General features: G+C 32.3%; 1 protein-coding gene. It reads left to right on the forward strand.

All coding sequences use genetic code 11. The features are described from left to right. A partial coding sequence (locus tag HMPREF3125_RS12790; protein ID WP_176745278.1) for a fibrinogen-binding adhesin SdrG C-terminal domain-containing protein occupies nt 1-1929 on the forward strand: 1929 nt, incomplete at both ends.

Below are 1929 nucleotides of genomic sequence, written 5' to 3' on the forward strand. Positions count from 1 at the left end.
TGAAGCACAAACAACACAAGAAGACTCAAAAGCAAACACTACTAAAGAAGAAACAACAAAAGAAGCGCCAAAAGCTGAGACTACTACAGAACAAACTCCTGAATCAAACCAAGCTGATTCAAAAGAAACTACTTCAGAAGAAGCACCTCAATCAGAAACTCAATCTCAAAATTCACAAAAATCAAATGAAACAAAAGATGTTGATACAGTAGTTAATAATGTTCAAAATGCTACAACAACACAAGATAAACAAGATGCATTAACTAATTATATTGCTAACACTAACAACACTTCAAAAGCAGATGCTAAAGCACAAGTTGAAGACTTAGATGTAGACTATAATAATCTTGATGAAAATACATTATTAAGTGCATTAGCTAAAGATTATTCAAATAAAAAAGAAGCTACAACAGCTTATGCAACTGCTCGTGCCTCTGAATCTACTGCTAAACCAGTGAAGAAATTTGCTGTAAGAAAATTAGCTGCAGAACAAGGTACAAATGTTAATAATTTGATTACAGTGAATAATCAAACATTGAGTGAAGGTTTATACGAAGATGGTACTATTCAAGCCCACGATGGTGAAAATATAACGTATACAACTGATTTTTCAATTGATAATGCTGTTAAATCTGGCGATACTATGACTGTTCAATATGATATACATACAGTCCCATCTGATTTGACTGAAAGTGCTGATTCAGTAGATATCGTAGATCCATCTGGTGAAGTGATTGCTACTGGTACTTTTGATGAAAACACTAAAACATCAACATATACATTTACTGATTATGTTGATAAATATGAAAATATTAATGCTAGATTAATATTAAATTCATATATTGATAAGCAACAAGTCCCAAATGAAGAAACTATAAGTTTAAATTATTCAACAGCGAATACTCCAATAACAAAATTGGTTAATATAGATTATCAAGATCCTATTGTTCAAGATGCATCTAACATTGAATCTATTTTTACTAATTTAGATCAAGCAAATGATACAGTTGAACAAACGATTTATGTTAATCCATTAAGTTTAAACGCTAATAATACTAATGTTATAATTAAAAGTGGTGGCGTATATGATGATGGAGGATTTTATACAGGAGAGGGTAGTACTATTATAGACGATAGTACTGAAATTGAAATCTATAAAGTTTCACCTAATCAATCATTACCAGAAAGTAATAGAATTTATGATTACAACCAATATGAAGATGTAACAGATCAATTTACTATTGATAAAAATTATGCGCCCAATATGGCTAATATAGATTTTGGAAATATAAATTCACCATATATTATTAAAGTTAAAAGTAAATATACACCAGGAGCTGATGATAGTTTAGCTATACAACAAGGCGTAAGAATGGAAACTACTAATTTATATGGAAATGTTTCTTGGGCAGGATATACAAATGCTATTGTTGATAGTTATGATCAAGGCGGCGGCGATGGTACTATTACACCAGAAGAAACTTATAAAATTGGTGACTATGTATGGGAAGATGTTGATAAAGATGGCATACAAGGAACAGATGTTAATGAGAAACCAATTAGTAATGTTTTAGTGACACTAACTTATCCTGATGGCACATCAAAATCTGTAAGAACAGACGAAAATGGTCATTATGAATTTGATAATTTATATGATGGAGAAACATACACAGTTACATTTGAAACGCCTGAAGGATATACACCTACACAAGTTAATGTTGGTGACGGTGCTAAAGATTCAAATGGTGGTTCTGTAACAGTAACTATTGATGGTCATGATGATATGACTTTAGATAGCGGATTCTACAAAGAAGATAGCGATGCAGATGCAGATGCTGACGCAGACAGTGATGCAGACTCAGACTCAGATGCCGACAGTGATGCAGACTCAGATTCTGATGCAGATAGCGATGCGGACTCAGACTCAGA

Source organism: Staphylococcus sp. HMSC13A10, assembly GCF_001808005.1.
Classification (GTDB): domain Bacteria; phylum Bacillota; class Bacilli; order Staphylococcales; family Staphylococcaceae; genus Staphylococcus; species Staphylococcus pasteuri.